The organism is Methylocystis parvus, from assembly GCF_049675845.1.
Taxonomy (GTDB): domain Bacteria; phylum Pseudomonadota; class Alphaproteobacteria; order Rhizobiales; family Beijerinckiaceae; genus Methylocystis; species Methylocystis parvus_A.
The window spans coordinates 3593473-3617022 of sequence record NZ_CP187161.1 but is presented as its reverse complement, the minus strand read 5'-3'; the positions used below and the strand labels follow the sequence as shown (position 1 = coordinate 3617022).

The window sequence follows — 23550 nt, the reverse complement described above, 5'->3', positions numbered from 1 at the left end:
GTTGCACGGAGTCGCAGTGACCTTTTGGAAGTCATTGGTAATCATGGGAATTTGATGCGAGGGCACGCAACACGGCAACCGGCCATTTTGGGCCTACTCAGCGTCAGAAGGTTCAATGATTTCAGAATGGTGGGGGAAGTAGGACTCGAACCTACGAAGGCTTAGCCAGCGGATTTACAGTCCGCCCCCTTTGCCGCTCGGGACATTCCCCCATCCGTCTCGCGGCTTGCGCGAGAACTGGCGCGCCGTGGCGGCCAATCGGTAGCGGCATATGCGTTGCTCGCGGCTCCCCTGTCAACTCCAATTTCAGCCCTTCAGCTTCTGGCGCGGACGCGTTCGGCGAGCTTCGCTGTCAGACGCTGCAAGGCGGGCGATCTGTCCTCGCGCTCCAGCATCACCTGGATCAGCGTCCAGCCCGATTCGTTCGCCCGGGCGCGATCCAACGCCGCCGCCATCTCCCGCTCGGTCGAGACCCTGATACCCAACCCGCCGCCGATCACCCGCGCCAGCTCGGCATATTCCCAGCGCTTGATGTCGTTGAAGCCGCCGTCGAGCATGGGCCGCTCCGTGCCATAGCCGTCATTGTCGAAGAGGATGACGATGGGGTTCATGCCGAATCGCGCGGCTGTCGAAATCTCCATCCCGGTCATCTGAAAGGCCCCGTCCCCGACGAGGACGAGGGGCCGCAAATGCGGCGCGGCCGCCTTCGCGCCGATGGACGCTGGCACGGCGAAGCCGAGCGAGGTGTAATAGGCGGACGCCATGAAGTGAGCGCCGTCGCTGATGAAGAGATCGGAGGCGCCGAGCAGCGCATCGCCGGGATCGGCGATCACGATCATGTCGCGCTCCAGAAAGGCGTTGATCTGGCGGAACAGCGCCTCGACGGTCATCTGGCGGTCGCTCGCTTTAAATGGACCTGGATGCGCGGGATGGTGATACGGCGCGACGGCGCGCTTCTGCCAAAGGTGGGCGGCGAGCGCGGCGACGAAATCCTCCATGCGCACCTCGTCGAAGGCGTGAAGGCCGATCGAGACGCGGTCCTTCGCCGCGTAGATGGCGAAGCGTCGATTGATGTTGGCCGTGTAAATGCCGAGATTGATGTCGGTCATCATCGCGCCGAGCAGCACGAGGCAATCGCTGCGCTCGACATAGTCGCGCAGCGCCTCACGCCCCATCGCGCCTTCATAGACGCCCATGTAAGCGGGGTGCGATTCGGGAAAGACCGACTTGCCCATGATGGTCGCGGCGACCGGAATGCCGGTCCGCTCGACGAGAGTCGCCAGATGCGATTGGAGGCGGAAGCGGTGCAGCTCCTCGCCCGCGAGGATCACCGGCTGCTTGGCGCTGGCGATCTTCTCGACAGCCTCGGCGACAGCCTGATTGAGCGCTTCCGGATCGCTCGTCTCCGCAGGCAGCGGGCGAGGCGCGGCCGGCGCAATGGGCGCCAGCGTCATGTCGCGGGGCAACTCGATATAGACCGGCCGGCTGTGGCGGCGCGCCAGCGCAATCATGCGATCGATTTCGCTCGCGGCGGTCGCCGGATCGTCGAGCACGGTCGCGCCGACGGTAAGCTCCCTGAAGACCTTGAACTGCGTATCGAAGTCCCTGACGCGGTGGTGCAGCAGCGGATTGCGAAGCTGTTCGCGCGCGCCCGGCGCGCCGCTGATGAGGATCACGGGCGAGCGCTCGGCGTAAGCCTGAGCGATGGCGTTCGCCGCTTTCAATCCGCCGACGCAATAAGTGAGCGCGACGACGCCGAGGCCCTTGAGACGCGCATAGGCGTCAGCCGCAAAGCCGGCCCCCTGCTCATCGCAGGAATTGATAATCTTGATCGGACTTTTCTCGAGCAGAGAAAAGAAAGAGAGGCAGTAATCACCGGGCACGCCGAACACGTGCTCGACGCCCTCTTCCCCAATGCGCCTAATGAGATAGTCGCCGATACGCTCGCTCATGGATCGCCGTCTCCCCTTTCGCGGCCCTGCCGCAAAGCTGCGTCCGCGGTGGAACATCCGATTGCAAGACGACGTTTTTTGCAAGGTGACATTCTTGCAAGGGCTGGCGACAAATGACGGCGCAATCGAGGGTGACGGCGGACCGGCCGATTGACCTTTCCTCCCTCGACGATCTGCAACCCGCTTTTCACGACCTTGAAGCGCCCCGGCTTTACGAGGAGGCCCTCAGACGCAAGGAGGGTTTGATCGCCGACAGCGGAGCGCTCGTCGTCGAGACCGCGCCGCATACCGGCAGGTCGCCCCTGGACAAATTCGTTGTGCGGGACGCGCTCACCGACGGAACGGTCTGGTGGGACAATAATCAGTCAATGACTCCCGAACAATTTTCCCGACTTTACGCCGATATGACGTCGCATGCGCGCGGTCTCGACATACACGTCCAAAATCTGCAGGCCTGCGCCGATCCGATGCGGCGCCTCGACATTCGAGTCTACAGTGAATTCGCCTGGCATGCGCTTTTCATCCGCAATCTGCTGATCCGGCCCCTCGCGCCCAGCGCGGCTTCGCTGCCGCCGGACCTGACGATCATCGCCCTGCCCTCCTTCCGCGCCGATCCGTCGCGCCATGGCTGCCGCTCGGAAACGATCATCGCCCTCGACCTCACGCGCCGCATCGCGCTGATCGGCGGCACGCGCTATGCCGGCGAGATCAAGAAGTCGGTATTCACCTTCCTGAATTTCATGATGCCGATGCACGGCGTGCTTCCCATGCATTGCTCCGCGAACGACCATGCGAGCGGCGCGGCGATCTTCTTCGGTCTTTCAGGTACCGGGAAGACCACGCTTTCCGCAGACGCCGAACGCATGCTGGTCGGCGACGACGAGCATGGCTGGGACGAAAACGGCGTCTTCAATTTCGAAGGCGGCTGCTACGCCAAGGCGATTCGTCTCTCGGCCGAGCACGAGCCCGAGATCCACGCGGCCGCCAATCGGTTCGGCGTCGTGCTGGAAAATGTCGGCTTCGACACGACGTCGCGCCGGGTCGATTTCGACGACGACTCGAAGACCGAAAACACGCGCATCGCCTATCCGCTCGACTTCATCGCAAACGCGGCCGCGCAGGGCCGCGCCGGTCATCCGAGGAATGTGGTGATGCTGACCTGCGACGCTTTCGGCGTCTTGCCGCCGATCGCGCGACTCGATCCGGCGCAGGCCATGTATCATTTCCTCTCCGGCTATACGGCGCGCGTCGCCGGGACGGAGAACGGATTGCGCGCGCCGCAGGCTGTGTTTTCAACATGCTTCGGCGCTCCCTTCATGCCGCGGCGCCCGACCGAATATGGCAATATGCTACGGGAACGCATCGCCGCTCATGGCGCGAATTGCTGGTTGTTGAATACAGGGTGGAGCGGCGGCCCCTATGGCGAAGGGTCCCGCATGCCGATCCGTTTGACGCGCGCGCTGCTGCGCGCCGCTCTCGACGGATCGCTGGCCCGTGCAGAGTATCGCCGCGATCCATTCTTCGGCTTCGAGACGCCGGTAACGGCGCCGGGCGTAGATTTGAGCCTCCTCGATCCCGCCGCAACCTGGTCGTCCGCCGAGCGCTACGCCGAGACGGCCTCAAGTCTCGTCGGCATGTTCCACGGCAATTTCGAAGCCTTTTCCCCCTTCGTCGATCGGGACGTTCGCGAAGCGGGGCCGCGCCGTTGACGCGCGGCTGGCGGATCAGGCCGATTCCAGCTTCGCAGGCTCGAGCGCCGGAACCGCAAGATTAGCGGCGGCCGCGGCGATCAGCGCGTCGAAGAGCGCCGTGGCGGTCGGATCGGCGCCGGGCGCGTCGCGCAACAGGCGGAAGGTCGAGATGACGATATGACCTTCGCCGTAGTTGCGCTCCACTGCAAGACCAACCGGCTTGTGAATCCAGCCCACCGCCAAAGCGGCGTGCACGCGCGCATGGAAGTCGAGCAGATTGCAACCCGAAATCACGTGGGTCGGGATTACGCGGTCGAAACTGTGATCGATCATGGGTCCGCCCGGCAGCGCGCGGAAATGCCCGCGCCGCCGCAGCCAGGCGAAGGACGAAGCCCAGTCGCCGCGCCAAAGCGTGCCGTCGCGCGCGAGCACCTTCACATTCTGCCAATGCGGGAAGAAGGGCGTGAGCGTTCCCTCCTCGTCGGGCAAAAGCACCGCGCGCCCGCCACCGCGCACATAGTCCGCAAGATCGGGCGTATTGCGCAGCGCGACGACGATATCGGCGTCATGAATGCTCAGCGCCAAGCGGTAGCCGAGCGCCTGAAGACGCACGCGCATATCCGGCTCCGGGGACCAAAGGGCGTAGCCAGGCGTCTGTGCGCGTGGCGGATGAAGCGCGAATTCGATCTCGTTGCGCGCCACGATGCTTCCGTCCGGCGTGCGCAGATGGAACGAGATGCGCCGCATCGAAGGGCGGTCGACGTCCGGAAGCTGCAGCGACATGACGCCGAGGTCCGCGACCGAGCCCGCTTCGATGCGCGGCGTCGAAATAGTCTGCGGCCAGTCGGAGAGAATCTCCAGTGTCCCCGCCTCCAGAGCCTCGCCGCCGCCATGGGCGATCTTGAGCGGCAGCTCCAGCGTCTCGCCTGACCAATAGGACGCGCGTTCGAGGCGCGGAACAATCACGGTGTCGGCGTTGATCGTATGGAAGACATCGTGAAAGGCGCGCGTATTGGAGCGCATGTCGAGCAGGCCGTTGGATTCCCAATGGCAGTCGGTCAGCTCGGTGATGACATAGCCTGCGATCTCGCCGCGCCGGCGCATGGCTTCGATCTCGTATTTGAGCGCGCGGAACTGCTGCCACTGCGTCGCTTCGATGAAGGCCTCGAAACTGCCGAAGACGCGATCGAGGCTCCAGTCGTGGAAGCGATTCTGCACGCCATGCGGATACATGACGCCCTCGCCCCAATCGTGCCCCGTCTCGAACCACCAGGGCTCGCGACCATCCGCGTCGTTCAGCTTCTCGGGATCCGGAAGACCCCAATTGCCGAACTCCGAGCACAGCAGAGGCTCCTCGCCGGTCGTCACCGCGTCGCCTTCGGGGCTGAACAGCCAGTCGCCGCGGTCCGCGAGCGCATCGACGAAGCGGTCCCAGTCGTGCCGGCTGTCGGGAATAGCTGCGTAGAAGTGATAGTCCGCGAGATCGCTCTGCACATGGAAGCTCGGCGCCAGCGGCGAATTGTCGACGACGAGGCGCGTCGGGTCATAAGCCTTGAGCCACAGATAAAGCCGTCGCAACCAGGCGCGGTGCTTGGCGTCATGAACGAGATCGACGCCCCAGTTCTCGTTGATGAGCGTCCAGCAGAAGATCGACGGATGATTTCCGTCGCGGTCGATGATGCCCTTGAGCGTCGTCTCCTTGCGCTCGCGCGAACGCTCCGTCGAGTAACCGCCATTCGGCAGCTCCGCCCATATCAGAAGGCCCAGCCGGTCGGCGGCGTCGTAATAGCGAGGGTCGGGCGCCTTGATGTGACAGCGCAGCGCATTGAGGCCGAGCGCCTTCGCCTTGCGGAAGCGGTCTTCGATGAACTCCAGCGATGGCGGCGTGCAGATCGTGTCGGGATAATAATCCTGATCCAGCGCCGCGCGCAGATAGAAGGGCTTGCCGTTGAGATAGAGCTTGCCGCCGCGCGTCTCGATCTTGCGGAAGCCGAATTGCGTATCCCGCTCGTCAAGCGTCTTGCCGTCGCGCAGCATCGTCACGCGCAGCGTATAGAGATTGGGCGCATCCGGCGACCAGGACTGCGGCTCCGCAACATGCGCGCGCAATGTCGCGTGTTCCGCGCCGACCGCGAGCTCGGCGCGCGCCGAAGCGACGCAGGCGCCCTGAGGGTCTAGCACGTCGACGACCGCCTCGGTGCGGGCGCACAACGCGCGCTCGAACTTCAACTGCGCCGAAATGTCGCCGCTATCGAGATCGGCGCCGACGCGCAGGCATGTGAGCCGGTCGGGAACGTTGCATTCCAGATAGACCGACTGCCAAATGCCGGAAAGCGGCCCATACCAGCTCTGCTTGCCGAAGGGCATTTCCGCGAAGGGCGTGTGCGGGAATTCCGAAGGGTCGTCCGTCGGGCTCTCGACCCGCACCTCGATCTCAACGCGACCAGAGGCGACGCCCTCCGTCACGTCCAGATGAAACGGCAGAAAGCCGCCGACATGGCTGCCGATCAAGGCGCCATTCACGAAGACATGCGCTATATGGAAAACCGCGCCGAAATGGAGGAAGACGCGTTGCTCCAGCCAAGCGGCAGGCACATCTACCGTTCGGCGATAAACGGCGACGCCGCCGCGCATGCTCAGATCGGGAAATCGGGCCTGCCAGGGACTGGGGACAAGAATGCTCCTCTTCCCGGAAAGCGCCGCGGCGCCGCTGCCGAGATACTGGAAGTCCCACATGCCATCGAGGCTGATACGCGCTTTCTTCACCGTCGTCGTCCCCGGCCGGAAACCTGGCCCGTTAAGGGTCGAAAAGAAGATGATGTTCGATTGCGAATATTGCGATCAGCGCGATCCAAAAATCCCTACGCGAAACTACGTAAGAAGGCCAGTTAATTTCGTGGCCAGGCTTCAGCGTGACACGAGTTTTCTGTAGCAGGGAAGCTGCGCTTTCGTCAGCCGATCGGACGCCATGACCCCACTCAGCCCCAATGATCTGCTACATCTCTTCGAGCGCCGCTTCGGTCGGCAGCCGATCCTGTTTCGCGCGCCCGGGCGCGTCAATCTCATCGGCGAACATACCGACTATAATGACGGCTTCGTGCTGCCCGCCGCGCTCGATCTTGCGACCTATGTCGCGGTCGCGCCGCGTGAGGATCGCGTGATCCAGGTTCATTCGGTCAATCTGAATGCGGATTTTACTGCCGACCTCGGTCAGCCGCAAAGCCCTGTCCATGGCTGGAGCGACTACGTCGTCGGCGTCGCGCTAGAGCTCGAAAAATCAGGCCACCGCCTGAAGGGCTCTGACATGATGGTCATGAGCGTTCTGTCGATGGGCTCGGGGCTTTCGGCCTCTGCCGCGCTCGAAGCGTCGGTCGGCTATGCGCTGCTCAGCGTCGCAGGCGCGCCGATAAACCGCCTCGATCTCGCGAAGATCTGCCAGCGCGCAGAAAATGAGTTTGTTGGCATGCGCTGCGGGATCATGGACCAGTTCATCTCCTGCCACGGCGTCGAAGGCTGCGCCTTGCTGCTCGATTGTCGGAGTCTCGAGGCGCGGCCTGTGCCGATCGATCCGAAGGTGCGCATCCTCGTCTGCAACACGATGGTGCACCACCAGCTCGCGGGCAGCGAATATAATCTGCGCCGGAGGGACTGCGAGACGGCCGTCGCCTTGCTTTCGCAAACGATCGACGGCGTGCGGGCGCTACGCGACGTGAGCGTTCCTGAACTCGAAACGCATGGCGCTCGCCTGCCCCAGACCATTCTGAAGCGCGCCCGTCATGTCGTCACCGAGAACAAGCGCGTGCTCGAAGCGGTGGCGGCGCTGGAGGCGGGCGACTTCATCGAGACCGGCCGATTGATGAACGCCTCTCATGAAAGCCTCCGCGACGATTACAATGTGAGCTGCCCGGAGCTCGACCTGATGGTCGAGCTCTCGCGCACGGCCCCCGGCGTCTATGGCTCCCGCATGACGGGCGGCGGCTTTGGCGGCTGCACGGTGAGCCTTGTCGACGCCGCGGCGGCGGAGGGCTTCGCCGACATCGTCGGCCCCACCTATGAAAAAGAGACGGGTCTCAAACCCATGATCTTCTCCTGCTATCCCGGCCGGGGCGCCGGGCCTGTGGTTCTTTGACATGCTCGATTTGCAACACGCCTCCCATCGCCGCCTCAACGCCCTGACAGGCGAGTGGGTGCTTGTCTCTCCCCATCGCACCAGTCGCCCCTGGCAAGGGCAGACGGAGGCGAAGAGCGACGCCGTCGTGCCGTCCTACGATCCCGGCTGCTATCTCTGCCCGGGAAATGTCCGCGCCAATGGCGAACGCAATCCGGCTTATGAAAACGTTTTCGCCTTCGACAATGATTACGCCGCTCTGCTCCCCGACGCCCCGCAAACCGAGATCAACGAAGACGGATTGATCGTCGCGCGCGGAGAAGCCGGTCGCTGCCGCGTCGTCTGCTTCTCCCCGCGCCATGACCTGACTTTGTCGAGCATGCCTGTCGACGACATCGCGAAGGTCGCAGCCTTGTGGCGGGACGAGTTCATGCGCCTTGACGCCGACCCCCTCGTCGGCGCGGTGCAGATTTTCGAAAACCGCGGCGCGATGATGGGGGCCAGCAATCCCCATCCGCATTGCCAGATCTGGGCGACGGATAGCGAGCCGAACGAGCTTGTGAAGGAATCACACAGGCAACGCGATTATTTTGCGCATAGACAGTCCTGCCTGCTCTGCGACTATCTCGCGCTTGAACTCGGCAGAGGTGAGCGCATCGTCTGCGAAAATGATGGGTTCGTCGCGCTCGTTCCCTTCTGGGCGACATGGCCTTTCGAAACGATGCTGCTGCCGCGCCATCATCTCGGCGCGCTCGACGAATTCACGGAAAGCGATATGCGCGCCCTCGCGGATATTCTGAGCCAGATCACCCGCTGCTACGACAATCTGTTCGCGACGCCCTTCCCTTATTCCATGGGATTCCATCAGCGACCGAGCGACGGCGGCGCGCATCCGCATTGGCATTTTCATGGTCATTTCTACCCGCCGCTGCTGCGCTCGGCGACGATCCGGAAATTCATGGTGGGCTTCGAATTGCTCGGGTCGCCTCAGCGCGACATCACGCCGGAAAGCGCCGCTGAGCGATTGCGGGCGGCGCGCTGATCAGAGCGTCGCGAGTTCGGCCCGGATTTCCTGCGCGGCGCGAACGATCGCAGCCATTACCTTATCCGACATCGGCGCGCCGATATCGAAGCGCTCGCCCTCTATCGCGTAAACCACGCAGCGCTTTGGCAAGGTCCCCAGCGCTCGGGCGAGTTCGATCGCTTCGGATAGACCGAAGCCATGCGACGAAAGACCAAAGGCGCCGCTCGGCAGAGGCGCCGTAGCGACGTCGAAGCGGTGAAGCGTTCCGGGCTCAGCTCCCGACACGCAGGCGTCGATCAGGATGGCGGCGCTGGCGCCCTCCAGCCGCGCGAGCAAAGTCGTCGCCTCGCCATCGAGCTCCACGACCAGCGCCTCGGGAGGGGTCATCGCCCGCAGGCGGTGCGCGACCTTGCGCCCGGCGGCGTCGTCGCCGCGATCATGATTGCCGACGCCGATGACGATGGTCGCCAATCTCAGCCTCGGTCCATTTCCAGTTTGAGGAAATGCGTGGCGCAGGAAATGCAGGGATCGTAATTGCGGATCGTCTGCTCGGCGCGGTGCTGAAGCTCCTTGTCGGGCAGGTCGAGAAAACCGCCGATGAAATCGACGAGGTCCTCTTCGAGGCAGGCCTGATTCTGCGACGTCGGCGGAACGATCTGCGCGTCGGTGATCGTACCCTCACCGTCGATCCGATAGCGGTGGTAAAGCATCCCGCGCGGGGCCTCGGTGGCCGCGTAGCCGACGCCTTCACGCGGCTCTACTGGAACGAAGGGTCTGTCCGGCTCATCGTAATTATCGATGATTCGCAAAGCCTTGTCGCAGGCGTAAACGGCCTCGATCGCGCGGACCATGATGCTGCGATAGGGATTGCGGCAAGTCTCGCCCAGACCGATCTCGCGCGCCGTCTCCCGCGCGAGCGGCGAGAGCTGCGCGAAACACAGATTGAACCGCGCGAGCGGCCCCGTGAGATAGGCGCCGCCGCCATCTTTTAGTTGAGAATGCAGCGCCGTCGAATGCGCGACATGGCTCTCTTCGAAATGCGCGTCATATTCCGAGGCAGATATGTCGAGGCCGCGATTGGAAATGATGCGCCCCTCATTGAAGGGATATTCGGCGGCGTGCGCCAGCGTGACGAAAGTGTAATCGCGCTCGCGCTCGGGAAAATCGAAGGTCGCCACCCAGCGCGCGGTCTCGATCGCCGCTTCGCGCGCCCATTTCAGCTTCTCGGCCAGAGGCGCCAGCTCCCGCTTGCGCGGCGCGCGGTGAAAGCCGCCGACGCGGACATTGATGGGGTGAATCTCGCGCCCGCCAAGAAGCTGAAGAATTTCGTTCCCGACTTTCTTGAGCTGCAGGCCGCGCCTCACCGCCTCGCCATGGTCGCGCGCCATCTGCACGCCGCCGTCATAACCGAGAAAATCCGGCGCGTGCAGCATGTAGATATGCAGCACATGCGACTCGATCCATTCGCCGCAATAGAGCAGCCGCCGCAGCGCGCGCAGCTGCCCGTCCACCGTCGCGCCGAGCAGATTCTCCAGCGCGTGAACGGCGCTCATCTGATAGGCGACAGGACAGATGCCGCAAATGCGCGCCACAATGTCGGGCGTCTCGGCGAAATGGCGGCCGCGAAGAAAGGCCTCGAAAAAGCGCGGCGGCTCGAAGATGTTGAATTCAGCGCGCTGCACCTTGCCGTCGCGCACGACGACCTTCATCGCGCCCTCGCCCTCGACGCGCGCGAGAAGATCAACCTTGATTGTCTTGCTCGGCATGTCTCTCGCTTTCAGTGCGGAAAGGCTCGGCGTTGGCGTTGAAGGTGCGATAGACGCGCTCCAGCGGCTTGGCGTCCATCCCCAAGCCTTCGAGCCAGACGCTCAGCGACGGCGCGTTGGGCGTCTCCTTGGGGCCGAAGCAGCCATAGCAGCCGCGATCGTAGGACGGGCAAAGCGCGCCGCAACCTGCATGCGTCACCGGACCGAGGCAAGGCGTCGCCTTCGCGACCATGACGCAGACATTGCCCTTCAGCTTGCATTCGATGCAGACGCTATGCGCGGGCGTGTTGGGACGGCGCCCCGAAAGGAAGGCTGAAACGACGTCGACGAGCTGGCCCTTGTTGATCGGGCATCCGCGCAACTCAAAATCGACGGGCACATGCTCCGAGATGGCGGTCGAGGTTTCGAGCGTGTGGATATATTCGGGATGCGCGTAGACGATCGACGTATATTCGCGCACATCGGCGAAATTACGCAGCGCCTGTATGCCCCCGGAGGTGGCGCAGGCGCCGATGGTGACGAGCGTCTTCGATCGGCGACGCACTTCGTGGATGCGCTCCGCGTCATGCGCCGTCGTGACGGAGCCCTCGACCAGCGAAAGATCGTAATGGCCTTTCACCTCGCCGCGCGTCGCCTCGGGGAAATAGGCGATGTCGATCGCGCCCGCGATGGCGAGCAGTTCGTCCTCGCAGTCGAGAAGGCTCAGTTGGCAGCCGTCGCAGGAAGCGAATTTCCAGACGGCGAGGCGCGGTTTCCTCGGCGTCATGGCTAGAGTTCCTTGATCGTCATCAGCGGCTTCAGTCGCCGATAGGTGAAGACCGGGCCGTCCCGGCAGATGAAGGTGGGGCCGAGCTGGCAATGGCCGCAATGGCCGATGGCGCATTTCATGTTGCGCTCCATCGAGAGATAGATCGCGTCTTCGGACAGGCCCTTGTCGATGAGCGACATGGCGACGAAGCGCATCATCACTTCCGGCCCGCAGACCATGGCGATCGACTTTCCGGGGTCGATGTCCAGACGCGAAATCAGCGTCGTCACGACGCCGACATGGCCGCGCCACTCCGCGCCCGCGTGGTCGACCGTCACGTCGACGTCGATGTCGAACCGGCCGCGCCAGCTTTCGACCTCGTGACGAAACAAAATGTCCTCCGGCCGCCGCGCGCCGAAGAGAAGCGTGACCTTGCCGTAACGCGCGCGCTCGCCCAGCAGGCGATAAAGGGCGGGCCGCAACGGCGCGAGCCCAAGCCCGCCGGCGACGACGATAACGTCCTTCCCCTCGGCCTGCGTCATCGGCCAGCCGACCCCGAAGGGACCGCGCACGCCGATCGGGTCGCCAGGCCCGAGCTTTGTCAGGGCGCGCGACACGGGCCCGACGGCGCGGATGGTGTGAATGAGCGGACCCGTCGCCGGATCGCCGCTCACGCTGATCGCCGCTTCGCCGACGCCAAAGGCGGTGAGCATGTTGAACTGGCCGGGCGCGTAATGAAAGCGCTCGCCATGCGCCATCTCCAGCTCGAGCGTCCAGGCGTCGGGCGAGTCATGGCGCCGCCGGCGCACATGGGCGATCCGGGGTATCATGGCTTGCGTGCGCGCCGCCATCTCAGACATGGGAGCCGTAAAGGTCGAGAAACTGCAGCCGCGTCGTATGCAGGCGGTCGATGAGGATCGGCATGAGACGCTTCATGATGTCATAGCCGAGATCGTGATCCGCCTCGCATTTGCTGCGCAGGCAGGTGGCGTCCATGGCGATGGCGCGCGTGAGCTCCAGCGCCTTGGCGTCATAGACCCAGCGATAGGGCGGCACGAGCCAGTTGACGCCGAACACTTCGCCACGCCCCAGCGTCAGGAAGGTCGAGGCGCCGCGGCCCGGCGCAGAGACCTGCAAGGCCACGCTGCCCTCGCGGATCAAATAGAAATGATCCGCCGCCTCGCCTTCGTGAAAAACGAATTCCCCCGCCTGTATCCGGGCGTTTCTCGCGCAGCCGCAGGCCAGTTTGATGAAGGATTCGTCCAGCCCCGCGAAGAAAGGGTGTTCACCGAGGATGCGCTCAAGACTTTCCATTGCGGCCTCCCCCAGCCTTCTCGGTGTCGCTGATCGCCTGCGTCTCTTCCGTAATGTCGATGCCCACCGGACACCAGCTGATGCAGCGGCCGCAGCCGACGCAGCCCGACGTGCCGAACTGCTCATGCCAGGTCGCAAGCTTATGCGTCATCCACTGGCGATAGCGCGACGAAACGCTCGGGCGGACGGACCCGCCATGGATGTAGGAATAGTCCATGGTGAAGCACGAGTCCCACCGCCGTGTGCGCGACGATTCGACGCCCGCCAAGTCGTTGTAATCTTCTACCGATGTGCAGAAGCAGGTCGGGCAGACCATGGTGCAATTGGCGCAGGAGAGGCAACGTTGCGCGACCTCGTTCCAGCGCGGATGCTGAAGATTGCGCATCAGCAGCGCGGGAATGTCCACGTCCGGCATCTGACGCCCCATGGACGCAGCCGTATCCGCTACGACGCGCGCCGCCGCCGCGAGGTCATCCGACGACGCGGGGCGGCTCGGCAATTCGGCAAGGATGTCGGCGCCGGCGCGCGAGCCGATCTCGACCAGAAATTCATGCGCGGTGGGGGAGAGAAGCTCGGTCAAGGCGAGGTCGAAATCGCCCGCGACCTTCGGCCCGGCCTTCATCGAGACGCAAAAGCAGGTTCCCCCGGCCTCGCCGCAATTGTGCGCGACGATGAAGGCGCCGTCGCGCTGCGCCTTGTAATGCGGATCGACATAGTCGCCGCCCATCAGAACCCGGTCCTGAATGGCGATGGCGTTCAATTCGCAGGCGCGCACGCCGATGAAGGCGAAGTTCTGCGGGTCGGGCGCCTCGGCCTCAACCGTTATGTCATCCCCGCTCCGCTCCGCGCGCCAGAGCCGCAGCAGCGGCTTGTGCAGGAACTTCTTCCAGGATTGGGGGCCGACCGCATAACCGAAGAGCGCGTCGTCATCTCGCGATGCGAGCTTGTAGCGTCCGGGTTCCTGCTCGTCCGTCACGCCGCGCGGCAGATCGTCCAACCCATCGAGATCGTCATAGACGATGGCGCCGTCCGCGACCCTTGGCCCGATGACGCGACGCCCCCTGCGGCGCAGGGCCCCGATAAGGGCCGCAAGGCCCTCGACAGTGACCACGCGGCGGTCGGAAGCGGCGCTGCTCTTTGTTTCCGGCATGATTATTCGGTTGGGGCATCGGACGACATGCCGACACTGTACCCCGAATATGGAGGCTCCGCGACGATAAAACCGCGTCCCCTCAAGAAGCTTCGACGCGAAGGCGCAGGAGCCGGCTCCTCCGCTGTCGCAAATATTAAGCGCCGGCCGTTTGCAAACGACCGGCGTCGCTTTTTAGGACGATTTTACTTCGTCGCCGCGGCTTTCAGCTTGGAGAGCGCGCGAATTTTCACGCGAACCGAAGCAGGCTTCGCCGCCGCCTTCACCATTTCGCCGGTGGCGGGATTGCGCACGAGCGTGCCGGCCTTGCGCGCCGGAACCTTGCGCAACGTGACTTTCAGCAGGCCCGGCAGGGTGAACTCGCCGACGCCCCTGGGATGCACGGAGCCGAGAAAGACGCTTTCCAGCGTGGCGTAAACAGCGGCCGCCGTCTTGCGGGGGAGCTCGTTCTGCTCCGCGATGTGGTTGATCAGCGCCGACTTCGTCATGGTTTCCTTCACCGGACGAATGGCGGGCGCCTCGGCCTTGCTGACCTTGGCGGTCGCGGCCCGGGTGGTTTTTGCCTTGGCCATATGAATGCTCTCCTCGTCGCAATCGGCCGCAAAATCCTGCGTGCCGGCGCCTACAATGCAAATTGCTAACGATTTGCAGGGTGATTCGCAATCAGACCCTCGCAATCCCTGCGTCCCGCGGCGGAAATTCTTCTACGTTGAAAAATGCAAGCCGCGTTTCCGCATCGGCGACCGCGCCCTACATGTGCCCTCGATGCGCGCGGCCGGCTTGGCTTAACCCCTCCATTTCGGTAGGATTACCAAAAGCAAGACAGTCCGCGCGGCGGGAGTGGAAGCGCATGACGGTTTTAGTCGTCAACGGAAAGACAATCGACGCCGACGTTGAAGCGGACACGCCGCTGCTTTGGGCGATCCGTGAAAATCTCGGCCTGACGGGCACGAAATATGGATGCGGGATCGCGGCGTGCGGCGCATGCACCGTGCATCTCGACGGACAGGCCGTGCGCTCCTGCAGCGTGACCGTCGGCGACGCTGCCGGCAAGAAAATCACGACGATCGAGGGCCTCGCGGAGAACGGCGTGCTGCATCGCGTGCAGCAGGCCTGGATCGATCTCGACGTGCCGCAATGCGGCTATTGCCAGAGCGGCATGATCATGGCCGTCGCGGCGCTGCTGAAGGAGAAGCCGCAGCCGACCGACAAGGAGATCAACGCCGCCATCACGAATATCTGCCGCTGCGGCACCTTCCAGCAGGTGCGCGAAGCGATCCACGCCGCCGCCAAGGCGTAAGGGGCGACAGACATGACGCAAGCTTTCGAAATCGGCCGGCGAGGTTTCATCGTCGGCGGCGCGGCGCTGGGCGGATTCGCCCTGGGCTTCGACAGCGGAATGGGGCTCGCAGAGGCCGGGCAATCCCCGCCCGAGATCAACGCCTGGGTGGTGGTGAAGCCCGACGATACGGTCGTCATCCGCATCGCGCGCTCGGAAATGGGCCAGGGCACGCTCACCGGCCTCGCTCAGCTCGTCGCCGAGGAGCTCGACTGCGACTGGTCGAAGGTCACGACCGAATATCCGACCCCCGGCGAGAACGCGGCGCGCAATCGCGTCTGGGGCGATTTCTCGACAGGCGGCAGCCGCGGCATTCGCAATTCGCAGGATTATGTCCGCAAGGGCGGCGCCGTCGCGAGGCAGATGCTCATTCAGGCCGCCGCGAATGACTGGAACGTTCCCGCCGCGGAATGCCGCGCGGAAAAGAGCGTCATCACGCATCCTTCGTCCGGGCGTTCGACGAGCTATGGCAAAGTGGCGGAAGCGGCGGCGAAACTGACGCCCCCGGCCGACGTCGCGCTGAAAGATCCGCGCGACTGGAAGATCGCCGGCAAGGGCGTCAAGCGGCTGGACACGGCCGACAAGACGACCGGCAAGATGATCTATGGCGTCGACGTGACGCTGCCCGGCATGCTGAACGCCGCGATCAAGGCCAGCCCCGTCTTCGGCGGCAAGCTCAAGAGCTATGACGAAGGCAAGATCGCGAATTTAAAGGGCGTGAAGAAGATCGTGCGCGTCGGCGACAATGCCGTGGCCGTCGTCGCGGACACATGGTGGCGCGCGAAAAGCGCGCTGGATGCGCTGCCCATCGTCTGGGATGAAGGGCCCAACGGCAAGTCCAACAGCGCCGACGTCGCCAAATGGCTCGCAGAGGGCCTCGCAGACTCGCAGCCCGCCGTCACGGGCAATCAGAACGGCAATGCTCACGCCGCGATTGCGGGAGCGCCCAAGGTCGTCGAGGCGGTTTACAGCTATCCGCATCAGAACCACGCGGCGATGGAGCCGCTCAACGCGACGGCGCTCTATACAAGCGACAAATGCGAGGTCTGGACCGGCACGCAGAATGGCGAGGCGGCCTTCGACGCCGTCGTTCAGGCCTCGGGCCTGCCACGCGAAAAGTGCGAGGTTCACAAAGTGATGCTCGGCGGCGGTTTCGGCCGCCGCGGCTTCACCGACTATGTGACGCAGGCCGTGCTGATCGCGAAGCAGCTTCCCGGCACGCCGGTGAAGCTTTTGTGGTCGCGCGAGGAGGATATGACGCAGGGGAAGTATCACCCCGTCACGCAGTGCAAGCTCACCGGCGCCTTCGACGCCGACAACAGGCTGACCGCGCTGCATATGCGCATCTCCGGCCAGTCGATCTTCATCAGCGTGCGGCCGCAAATGGTGAAGAACGGCCTCGATCCCGCCGTCTTTCAGGGCCTCGTCACGACGGGCGACGCGTTGATCGGCTACGACGTGCCCAATCTCCTCATCGAACATTCCATGCGCAATCCGCCCGTGCCGCCGGGCTGGTGGCGCGGCGTGAACATCAACCAGAACGCCATCTATCTCGAATGTTTCATGGATGAACTCGCCCATGCGGCGGGAGAAGACCCCGTGGCGTTCCGCCGCAAGCTGATGGCGAACCACCCCAAGCACCTCGCCGTGCTGAACGCAGTGGCGGAGCGCATCGGATGGGACAAGCCCGCGCCGGAGGGCCTGCATCGCGGCATATCGGTCTTCATGGGCTATGGCAGCTATGTCGCGGCGGCGGCGGAGATCTCCGTGTCGGGCGACGACAAGATCAAGATCCATCGCATCGTCGCGGCGACCGATCCCGGCTATGCGGTGAACCCCGCGCAGATCGAGCGACAGGTTGCGGGCTCTTTTGTTTACGGCCTGTCGGCGCTCTTCCATGGCGGAATCACCATCAAGGACGGGCGCGTCGAGCAGGAGAATTTCGACAGCTACGAGTCGATGCGCCTGAAGGACATGCCCAAGGTCGAATGCATCGTCATGCCGAGCGGCGGCTTCTGGGGCGGCGTGGGCGAGCCGACGATCTGCGTCGCCGCGCCCGCCGTGCTCAACGCCTATTTCGCCGCGACCGGCAAGCGCATCCGCTCCATCCCGCTCAAGGACGCGAATATCGGCTTCGTCTGAAGCGCATAAGATCGGCGGGCGTGTCGACGTCCGCCAGCACTCCCTCGTCGTCGAGCGACAGCTCGACGACGCCTCGCGTTTCACGGAGCAGCTTGCGCGCGCCTTCGTCACCCTCCAGCATGGCGACCTGCGGGAAGAGAGCGCGCGAAAGCAACACGGGATTGCCGCGCCTTCCGTCGCTGGTCGGAATGACGGCGGCGCTCGTCGGCTCCTTCTCGAACGCCGCGATCAGCGCGTCGATGATACTGGGCGTGACGCCCGGCATGTCGCCGAGCAAGGCGAGCGCGCCGTCGGCGTCGGCGACGGCCGAAAGCCCTGTTCGGAGCGACGAAGCGAGGCCGCTCGCAAAGTCTGGATTGAACACGAAAGCAACGGGAAGCCCTGAAAGCGCGGCCTCGATTTCTTTTTTCGCATGACCGGTGACGACGACTGCGCGAGCCGCGCGCGACGCCAGCGCCGCCTGCGCGACGCGCCGAATGATCGGCACTCCGTCGATATCCGCGATAAGCTTGCTCTGCGCCGCGCCATAACGCGCGCCGCGCCCCGCGGCGAGAATGATCGCCGCGATATCGACGCTCATTCACGCGCGCCGCAAGTTACGAAGGTGGGAGACGCTTGAGGGAGAAGGCTGCGCAGCGGCTTTTGTCCGCGCGCGAGGATCAGCTCCGCGAGGATGGATACGGCGATCTCCGCCGGGCTGACGGCGGCGATGTCGAGACCGATCGGCGCGCGCAGGCGCTCCAGCGCGTAGGGCGCGACGCCGCTTGCTTTGAGCCGCTCCACGCGCCGCGCATGTGTCGCGCGCGAACCGAGCGCGCCGACATAGAAGCAATCGGATTCGAGCGCGAGACGCAGCGCCGGATCGTCGATCTTCGGATCATGGGTGAGGACCGCGACCGCGGTGAAAGGATCGAGGCCTATCGCCGGCAGCGCCTCGTCCGGCCAACGAAGATCGAGGCGCGCGTCAGGAAAACGCGCATCCGCCGCATAGGCGCCGCGCGGATCGACCACGATCACGTCGAACCCCGCGAGCCGCGCCATCGGCGCGAGGACCTGCGCTACATGCACCGCGCCGACGATAACGAGCCGGGGACCGGGCCGATAGCAATTGACGAAGAGCCGCTTTCCTTCATGCACGACAACGCCGCTGCTCATGCGCGTCGCCATTTCGTCCCGCAGGAGAAGCCGCGCCTCTCCGCCGTCGAGCGGCGTGACGATCGCGCAGGCGCGGCGCGCGGCGATCTCCGCATTCACGCCCAAGAACAGCGCTAAATCATCCTCATCGATGCGCGCCACATGAACCGCAATGCGGCCGCCGCAGGAAAGGCCAGCGCGCCAGGCGGCCTCATCGGCGACGCCGAATTCCAGAAAGCGGGGGGAGCCATCTGAAATCGCGTCGAGCCCAGCCGCTATCACGTCCCCTTCGACGCAGCCCGCCGAGACGGAACCGCAAAAGAGGCCGCCCTCCTCGACCACGAGATGCGATCCGACGGGGCGCGGGGCCGAGCCGAAGGTTTCCACCACGGTCGCGATCGCGACGCCACGCCCCGCGCGTCGCCACGCTTCGGCCCGCCGCAGAATTTCAGGTTCGTCGACGGGAGCGGCGTGGTTCGTCTCTGTCACCGGAGGCGCCTCGGCTCGATGCGCGGCCGCAGCGGCCGGGACCATTTAATTATAGCAAAAGCGTAGGATTTGAAGCCCTCAATCGCTCAGCGACAAGCCGACGATCATCCCGTCCTCGAACCAGCTCGCAAGGAATTGCGCCAGACGTTCCGGCGCAATCTCTCCGGCCTGCTGAAAGGCCGCCATCTGACAGATGTCGCCGAAAGCGCGGCCCGCTTTGGCCTCGTTGAGCGCGACATATTCGTCGTCGCCGAGCTCGCGAAAGGCGGATTCCTCATGACGCCGCCAGATCGCGGCGGCTTCCGTCGCGTTCGGAGACGGGGCTCCGAACGCTTCCGTATCGGCGTCGCCGCCTCCGCCTTCCTCGGCGTCTCCCTCCGCCTCGCCGTCATCTTCTTCGCCGGAGGCCTGATAATCCGCCATGGTTCCGGCGGCGAGCTCGAGCAGGATGAGGCTCGGGTGGAATGCAAAGACGAGCCGCGGCGAATCTTCCGGCGCAAAGCCCGCGAGGGACTGTATGGTCAGAGGCTCGGCGTCCGGCGCATCGAAGGCGTCGACCAGCGCACGTTCGAAAAACGCCATGGAAAGCGCCCGGCGATCGTCCCGCCATCGCGGATGCGCGGCCATGTAATCCGGCAGCCCGGTCGTGTACCAGCGCGCATTTCGGTTTGTGGGCGGGTTCCTCTCCACATAATCGCGTATGAGCGCCTCGAAGGCGTCGTCGCCCAGACGCGCGCGCAGTCCGGCATGATCCTCGTAGAAAAAACTTTCCAGACGGACCCGGTAGCCCGACTGATAGACGCGAAGCAACTCGTCCCGCCCGGCGCCGCGCGGCGATTCGCATAGCGCCTCGAGCAGCGGCGCGTCGGCCTTGCCCGACCCCGCCAGGATGCGCGCCTGGAACAGCGCCTGAAACTGCGCGAGGTTCATGCCGCGCTCAGCGACCGGTCGGCGGCGATGCGCGCGTCGATGTCGCGCATGCGCTGCAATTCATCGAGAAGCTCCGAGAAAGGCGGGAAATTGTCATCCCGCTCGATCATGGCCGACACATCCCCGAAGCGCCGGCGCGCATGTTCGTAGAGCGCCCAGACTTCCTCGCAGACCGGCTGGTCATGGGTGTCGACGCGATGAGTCTCGTTGTCGGTGTGGCCCGCCATGTGGAACTGCACCACCCGCTCGACCGGAATGGCGTCGATGAAGGCGACCGGATCGAAGCCGTGATTGAAGCCCGACACGAAGACATTGTTGACGTCGAGCAGCAGCAGACAATCGGCGCGCTCAGCCATTTCCTTTACGAAGTCCGGCTCGCTCATCTCCGAAGCGACAAAGGAGACGTAAGTCGACGCGTTCTCCACGACGAGTTGGCGCTTGAGATAGTCCTGCACGCGGCAGATGCGCTCGACAATGTGGTTGAGCGACTCGCGAGTGTAGGGAATCGGCAGCAGGTCGTGAAGCGTGAGCCCATGCACGCCCGTCCAGGCGACATGGTCAGAGACCCAGGCGGGCTCGACGCGCTCGATCAGCGCCTTTAGCTGCGCGAGGTAGTCGAAGTCCAGCGGATCGGTGGAGGCGAGCGACATGGAGACGCCGTGCATTACGACCGGATAGTCCGCGCGGACGGCGTCGAGCATGGACAGCGGCTTGCCGCCCGAAATCATGTAGTTTTCGGAAATGATCTCGAACCAGTCGACCGGCGGACGGGTCGACATGATCTCGTCGAAATAAACGGGCCGGAGGCCAAGGCCGTAGCCGAGCGGCGCGGGCTTCTGCATCAAACCTTCCCCTGCCGGAAAGTTCGCGCCCGCGGGACCGCGGGCGCATCGTCGTTACTTGGTGTGGCACTTCGCCTTCATGTTGCAGGCGCCCTTGCTGTGATGGCAGGAAGCCTTGTGGTGGCAGCCGTGACGGCAGGAAGCCTTGCTCTTGCCGACATGGTGCTTGCACACGCCGGTCTTGGTCATGCAAGCGGTCTTGCCGCCGCACTGGCCCTTGGCCATGGTGCAGGCGTGCGTCCCGTGCGCAGCCGCCGGGGTGACGACCGCGCCGCTGAGCGCCAGGCCGATTGCGGCCGCCGCAAGAGCCGAACCCGAAACGATCTTCGTCTTCATATGCTTCTCCTCTGCAAATCGCCCGCGGAGGGCGTAAGACGGCGCGCTACGGGAAGGGATCCGAGGCGCGCCGAATCGGTGTTTACTTGGCCTCCGCCGGCTTTTCGCCGGCCGGCGCGGGCGCGGCTGCGCCCGCCGGCGCGGCGGCCTTCTCCTCGCCCGCCTTGGCGGGGCAGCCATTCTTGCCGCCGCAATTATGCTTCTCGGCCGTGGCCTTGGCGGCGCGATGCGCCTTGTGCTTGGCCTGGGCCGGTGACGCCGCGAGGGCGAGAGACATTGCGGCGACGGCGAGCGCGGCTCCGGAGATCACGCGTGATTTCATGAGTTTATTGCTCCCCAAAGCGCGAGCTTTCACCCGGAGGTCGCGCTATAGGTTCCGAGATTATCACCGGGCGCCGCTTCCGCTAGCAGGATTTCAGTCATATGGCGAACGCTCTGCGCCGGGCGGGGAACGGAGGGGCGACGAAGCATTAGCATTGCTGCGATGCAATAGCGCAGTTTGGGCGCCGCAGCAACAAAGGCCGCTCCGCCGCGCTTGCCGCAGAGACGGACCGCTGTTACATAGCAGCCGCGCATCAAGCCTTTCGCTTAGGTTCGCGAATCCACTTGGTTTCCGTCCTTCGGGCCGCGCCGGCCAGTTCGGTTACGAACTTTTCGTCCCAAATCACGCGCGAGAGGCGCTGGGACGTTCCGATCGTCGGGAGCCTACCGTAACGCCAACCTAAAAGCCGGCGCCGCCCCGACAGGGGCCCTCAGGAGAAAAAATGTCCGCCACGACCGATCGCGCCCCCACGCGCGAAGATTTTGCCGCCCTGCTCGAGCAGAGCTACGGCGATAACGAGGCTTTCGAAGGTTCCGTCATCAAGGGGCGCGTGGTCGCCATCGAGAAGGACGTCGCCGTCATCGACATCGGGCTGAAGACCGAAGGCCGCGTCGCCCTCAAGGAATTTACCGGCTATGGCCGCGACCCCGCCCCCAAGGTCGGCGAAGAGGTCGAGGTCTATCTGGAGCGCGTCGAGAACGCGCTCGGCGAAGCCGTCATCTCGCGCGACAAGGCGCGCCGCGAGAGAGCTGGGTCAAGCTCGAGAAGGCGTTCGAGACCAACGAGAAGGTCGAAGGCGTCATCTTCAATCAGGTCAAGGGCGGCTTCACGGTCGACCTCGACGGCGCCGTGGCCTTCCTGCCGCGCTCGCAGGTCGACATCCGTCCGATCCGCGACGTCGGCCCGCTGATGAACGTGCCGCAGCCCTTCCACATCCTGAAGATGGATCGCCGCCGCGGCAACATCGTCGTCTCGCGCCGCACGGTTCTCGAGGAGAGCCGCGCCGAGCAGCGTCACGAGATCGTGGCGAACCTCGAAGAAGGTCAGGTGATCGACGGCGTCGTCAAGAACATCACGGATTACGGCGCGTTCGTGGATCTCGGCGGCATCGACGGCCTGCTGCATGTCACCGACATCGCCTGGCGCCGCGTCAACCATCCGTCCGAGGTGCTGACCATCGGTCAGACCGTCAAGGTGAAGATCATCAAGATCAATCACGAGACGCACCGCATCTCGCTCGGCATGAAGCAGCTGCTCGAGGATCCGTGGCAGGGCATCGAGGCCAAGTATCCGATCGGCGCGAAGTTCCATGGCCGCGTGACCAACATCACCGACTACGGCGCCTTCGTCGAGCTGGAGCCGGGCATCGAGGGTCTGGTCCACGTCTCCGAAATGAGCTGGACCAAGAAGAACGTCCACCCCGGCAAGATCGTCTCGACGAGCCAGGAAGTCGACGTTCAGGTTCTCGAGGTCGATCCGGTCAAGCGCCGCATCTCGCTGGGCCTCAAGCAGACCCTGCAGAATCCGTGGGAAGCCTTCGCCGAGAAGCACCCCGTGGGCTCGACCGTTTCCGGCGAGGTCAAGAACAAGACCGAGTTCGGCCTCTTCATCGGCCTCGATGGCGACGTCGACGGCATGGTCCATCTCTCCGATCTCGACTGGAACCGTCCGGGCGAGCAGGTGATCGAGGAGTACAAGAAGGGCGACGTGATCAACGCTCAGGTTCTCGACGTCGACGTCGAGAAGGAGCGCATCTCGCTCGGCGTGAAGCAGCTCGCCGGCGATCCCTTCGCCTCCGTGGGCGGCGGCGAGGAAGGCGGCGACGTCCGCAAGGGCGCCGTGGTCACCTGCGAGATCATCGAGGTCAAGGATTCCGGCATCGATGTGAAGATCGCCGGCACGGATCTGACGACCTTCATCAAGCGCAGCGAGCTGGCGCGCGACCGCGGCGATCAGCGCCCCGAGCGCTTCGCCGTCGGCGAGAAGGTCGACGCCCGCGTCACCCTCTTCGACCGCAAGGCGCGCAAGGTCGCCGTCTCGATCAAGGCGCTGGAAGTCGCCGAAGAGAAGGAGGCCATCGCCCAATACGGCTCCGCCGATTCGGGCGCGTCGCTCGGCGACATCCTCGGCGCGGCCCTGAAGGCCCGCGAAGGCGAGGCGAAGAAGGGCAAGAAGGGCGAGGAGTAATCCTTTCCCAGCCTCGTAAAAGCGCCCCTTATTCGGCGGCGCCCAAGCATCTGCAAGACCCCTGGCGCAAGTCAGG

Annotated in this window: 20 protein-coding genes, 1 tRNA gene and 1 pseudogene; 6 read left to right on the top strand and 16 right to left on the bottom strand. The window is 64.4% G+C overall.

Annotated elements, in window-relative coordinates; all coding sequences use genetic code 11:
* Window positions 1-127 precede the first annotated feature (127 nt).
* Together ACPFMJ_RS18700 and ACPFMJ_RS18695 are read right to left on the bottom strand one after the other, a co-directional pair.
* Window positions 128-212: transfer RNA gene (locus ACPFMJ_RS18700), tRNA-Tyr, on the bottom strand.
* A gap of 102 nt (window positions 213-314) precedes the next feature.
* Entirely contained in the window at window positions 315-1952 is a 1638-nt protein-coding gene (locus tag ACPFMJ_RS18695) for an alpha-keto acid decarboxylase family protein (protein ID WP_424361398.1), read from the bottom strand.
* A gap of 113 nt (window positions 1953-2065) precedes the next feature.
* Here ACPFMJ_RS18695 and ACPFMJ_RS18690 point away from each other — a divergent pair, with 113 nt between their 5' ends.
* The gene (locus tag ACPFMJ_RS18690; RefSeq protein WP_424361397.1) at window positions 2066-3661 is read left to right on the top strand and encodes a phosphoenolpyruvate carboxykinase; all 1596 of its coding nucleotides are present in this window, start codon (window positions 2066-2068) and stop codon (window positions 3659-3661) included.
* 15 nt (window positions 3662-3676) lie between these two features.
* On the opposite strand, the gene ACPFMJ_RS18685 is transcribed toward ACPFMJ_RS18690, so the two are convergent.
* Window positions 3677-6409, bottom strand: a complete 2733-nt coding sequence (locus tag ACPFMJ_RS18685; RefSeq protein WP_424361396.1) for a glycoside hydrolase family 2 protein — start codon at window positions 6407-6409, stop codon at window positions 3677-3679.
* 202 nt (window positions 6410-6611) lie between these two features.
* Here ACPFMJ_RS18685 and galK point away from each other — a divergent pair, with 202 nt between their 5' ends.
* Window positions 6612-7772: a galactokinase gene (gene galK / locus ACPFMJ_RS18680; protein WP_424361395.1), complete on the top strand. Its 1161-nt coding sequence runs from the start codon at window positions 6612-6614 to the stop codon at window positions 7770-7772.
* A 1-nt stretch (window position 7773) separates the two neighbouring features.
* Complete coding sequence (locus ACPFMJ_RS18675) at window positions 7774-8793, top strand: UDP-glucose--hexose-1-phosphate uridylyltransferase (RefSeq protein ID WP_424361394.1); 1020 nt, start codon at window positions 7774-7776, stop codon at window positions 8791-8793.
* Here the strand turns inward: ACPFMJ_RS18675 and ACPFMJ_RS18670 are convergent, their stop codons facing one another.
* The 7 genes from ACPFMJ_RS18670 to ACPFMJ_RS18640 form a co-directional block, all read right to left on the bottom strand.
* Window positions 8794-9246, bottom strand: coding sequence for a hydrogenase maturation protease (locus ACPFMJ_RS18670; RefSeq protein ID WP_424361393.1), 453 nt, complete (start codon window positions 9244-9246; stop codon window positions 8794-8796).
* A 2-nt stretch (window positions 9247-9248) separates the two neighbouring features.
* Window positions 9249-10541 (bottom strand): Ni/Fe hydrogenase subunit alpha, encoded by a 1293-nt coding sequence (locus tag ACPFMJ_RS18665; RefSeq protein WP_424361392.1) that lies wholly within the window; start codon window positions 10539-10541, stop codon window positions 9249-9251.
* Window positions 10516-11307 (bottom strand): oxidoreductase, encoded by a 792-nt coding sequence (locus ACPFMJ_RS18660; protein ID WP_424361391.1) that lies wholly within the window; start codon window positions 11305-11307, stop codon window positions 10516-10518. The genes ACPFMJ_RS18665 and ACPFMJ_RS18660 overlap by 26 nt, the downstream gene beginning before the upstream one ends.
* A gap of 2 nt (window positions 11308-11309) precedes the next feature.
* Window positions 11310-12149 carry an FAD/NAD(P)-binding protein gene (locus tag ACPFMJ_RS18655; RefSeq protein ID WP_424361390.1) on the bottom strand — a complete coding sequence of 280 codons (840 nt, stop codon included), beginning with the start codon at window positions 12147-12149 and terminating at the stop codon, window positions 11310-11312.
* On the bottom strand, window positions 12142-12603 hold the full coding sequence (locus tag ACPFMJ_RS18650) for a cyclic nucleotide-binding domain-containing protein (protein WP_424361389.1): 462 nt from the start codon (window positions 12601-12603) through the stop codon (window positions 12142-12144). The genes ACPFMJ_RS18655 and ACPFMJ_RS18650 overlap by 8 nt, the downstream gene beginning before the upstream one ends.
* Entirely contained in the window at window positions 12590-13753 is a 1164-nt protein-coding gene (locus ACPFMJ_RS18645) for a 4Fe-4S dicluster domain-containing protein (RefSeq protein WP_424361388.1), read from the bottom strand. Before ACPFMJ_RS18645 ends, ACPFMJ_RS18650 begins: the two co-directional genes overlap by 14 nt.
* Before the next feature lie 185 nt (window positions 13754-13938).
* Window positions 13939-14325, bottom strand: coding sequence for an HU family DNA-binding protein (locus tag ACPFMJ_RS18640; RefSeq protein WP_424361387.1), 387 nt, complete (start codon window positions 14323-14325; stop codon window positions 13939-13941).
* A gap of 278 nt (window positions 14326-14603) precedes the next feature.
* Between ACPFMJ_RS18640 and ACPFMJ_RS18635 the strand changes: the two genes are divergently transcribed.
* Window positions 14604-15053: a (2Fe-2S)-binding protein gene (locus tag ACPFMJ_RS18635; protein ID WP_424361386.1), complete on the top strand. Its 450-nt coding sequence runs from the start codon at window positions 14604-14606 to the stop codon at window positions 15051-15053.
* A 12-nt stretch (window positions 15054-15065) separates the two neighbouring features.
* Window positions 15066-17234 carry a molybdopterin cofactor-binding domain-containing protein gene (locus ACPFMJ_RS18630; RefSeq protein ID WP_424361385.1) on the top strand — a complete coding sequence of 723 codons (2169 nt, stop codon included), beginning with the start codon at window positions 15066-15068 and terminating at the stop codon, window positions 17232-17234.
* Here ACPFMJ_RS18630 and ACPFMJ_RS18625 read toward each other — a convergent pair.
* From ACPFMJ_RS18625 to ACPFMJ_RS18600, 6 genes are all read right to left on the bottom strand, one after another.
* Window positions 17206-17814, bottom strand: a complete 609-nt coding sequence (locus tag ACPFMJ_RS18625) for a nucleotidyltransferase family protein (protein ID WP_424361384.1) — start codon at window positions 17812-17814, stop codon at window positions 17206-17208. The genes ACPFMJ_RS18630 and ACPFMJ_RS18625 overlap by 29 nt on opposite strands.
* A complete protein-coding gene (locus tag ACPFMJ_RS18620; RefSeq protein ID WP_424361383.1) occupies window positions 17811-18857 on the bottom strand; it encodes an XdhC family protein in 1047 nt (348 codons plus the stop codon). Before ACPFMJ_RS18620 ends, ACPFMJ_RS18625 begins: the two co-directional genes overlap by 4 nt.
* 78 nt (window positions 18858-18935) lie before the next feature.
* Window positions 18936-19787, bottom strand: coding sequence for a putative DNA-binding domain-containing protein (locus ACPFMJ_RS18615; protein WP_424361382.1), 852 nt, complete (start codon window positions 19785-19787; stop codon window positions 18936-18938).
* Window positions 19784-20629: a DUF692 domain-containing protein gene (locus ACPFMJ_RS18610; RefSeq protein ID WP_424361381.1), complete on the bottom strand. Its 846-nt coding sequence runs from the start codon at window positions 20627-20629 to the stop codon at window positions 19784-19786. Before ACPFMJ_RS18610 ends, ACPFMJ_RS18615 begins: the two co-directional genes overlap by 4 nt.
* Window positions 20630-20683: 54 nt before the next feature.
* Window positions 20684-20965, bottom strand: coding sequence for a hypothetical protein (locus ACPFMJ_RS18605; protein WP_424361380.1), 282 nt, complete (start codon window positions 20963-20965; stop codon window positions 20684-20686).
* Between the two features lie 82 nt (window positions 20966-21047).
* Complete coding sequence (locus ACPFMJ_RS18600) at window positions 21048-21287, bottom strand: hypothetical protein (protein ID WP_424361379.1); 240 nt, start codon at window positions 21285-21287, stop codon at window positions 21048-21050.
* Window positions 21288-21729: 442 nt separating this feature from the next.
* Between ACPFMJ_RS18600 and rpsA the strand changes: the two are divergent.
* Window positions 21730-23474: pseudogene (rpsA, locus tag ACPFMJ_RS18595) on the top strand (30S ribosomal protein S1).
* Window positions 23475-23550: the final 76 nt, after the last annotated feature.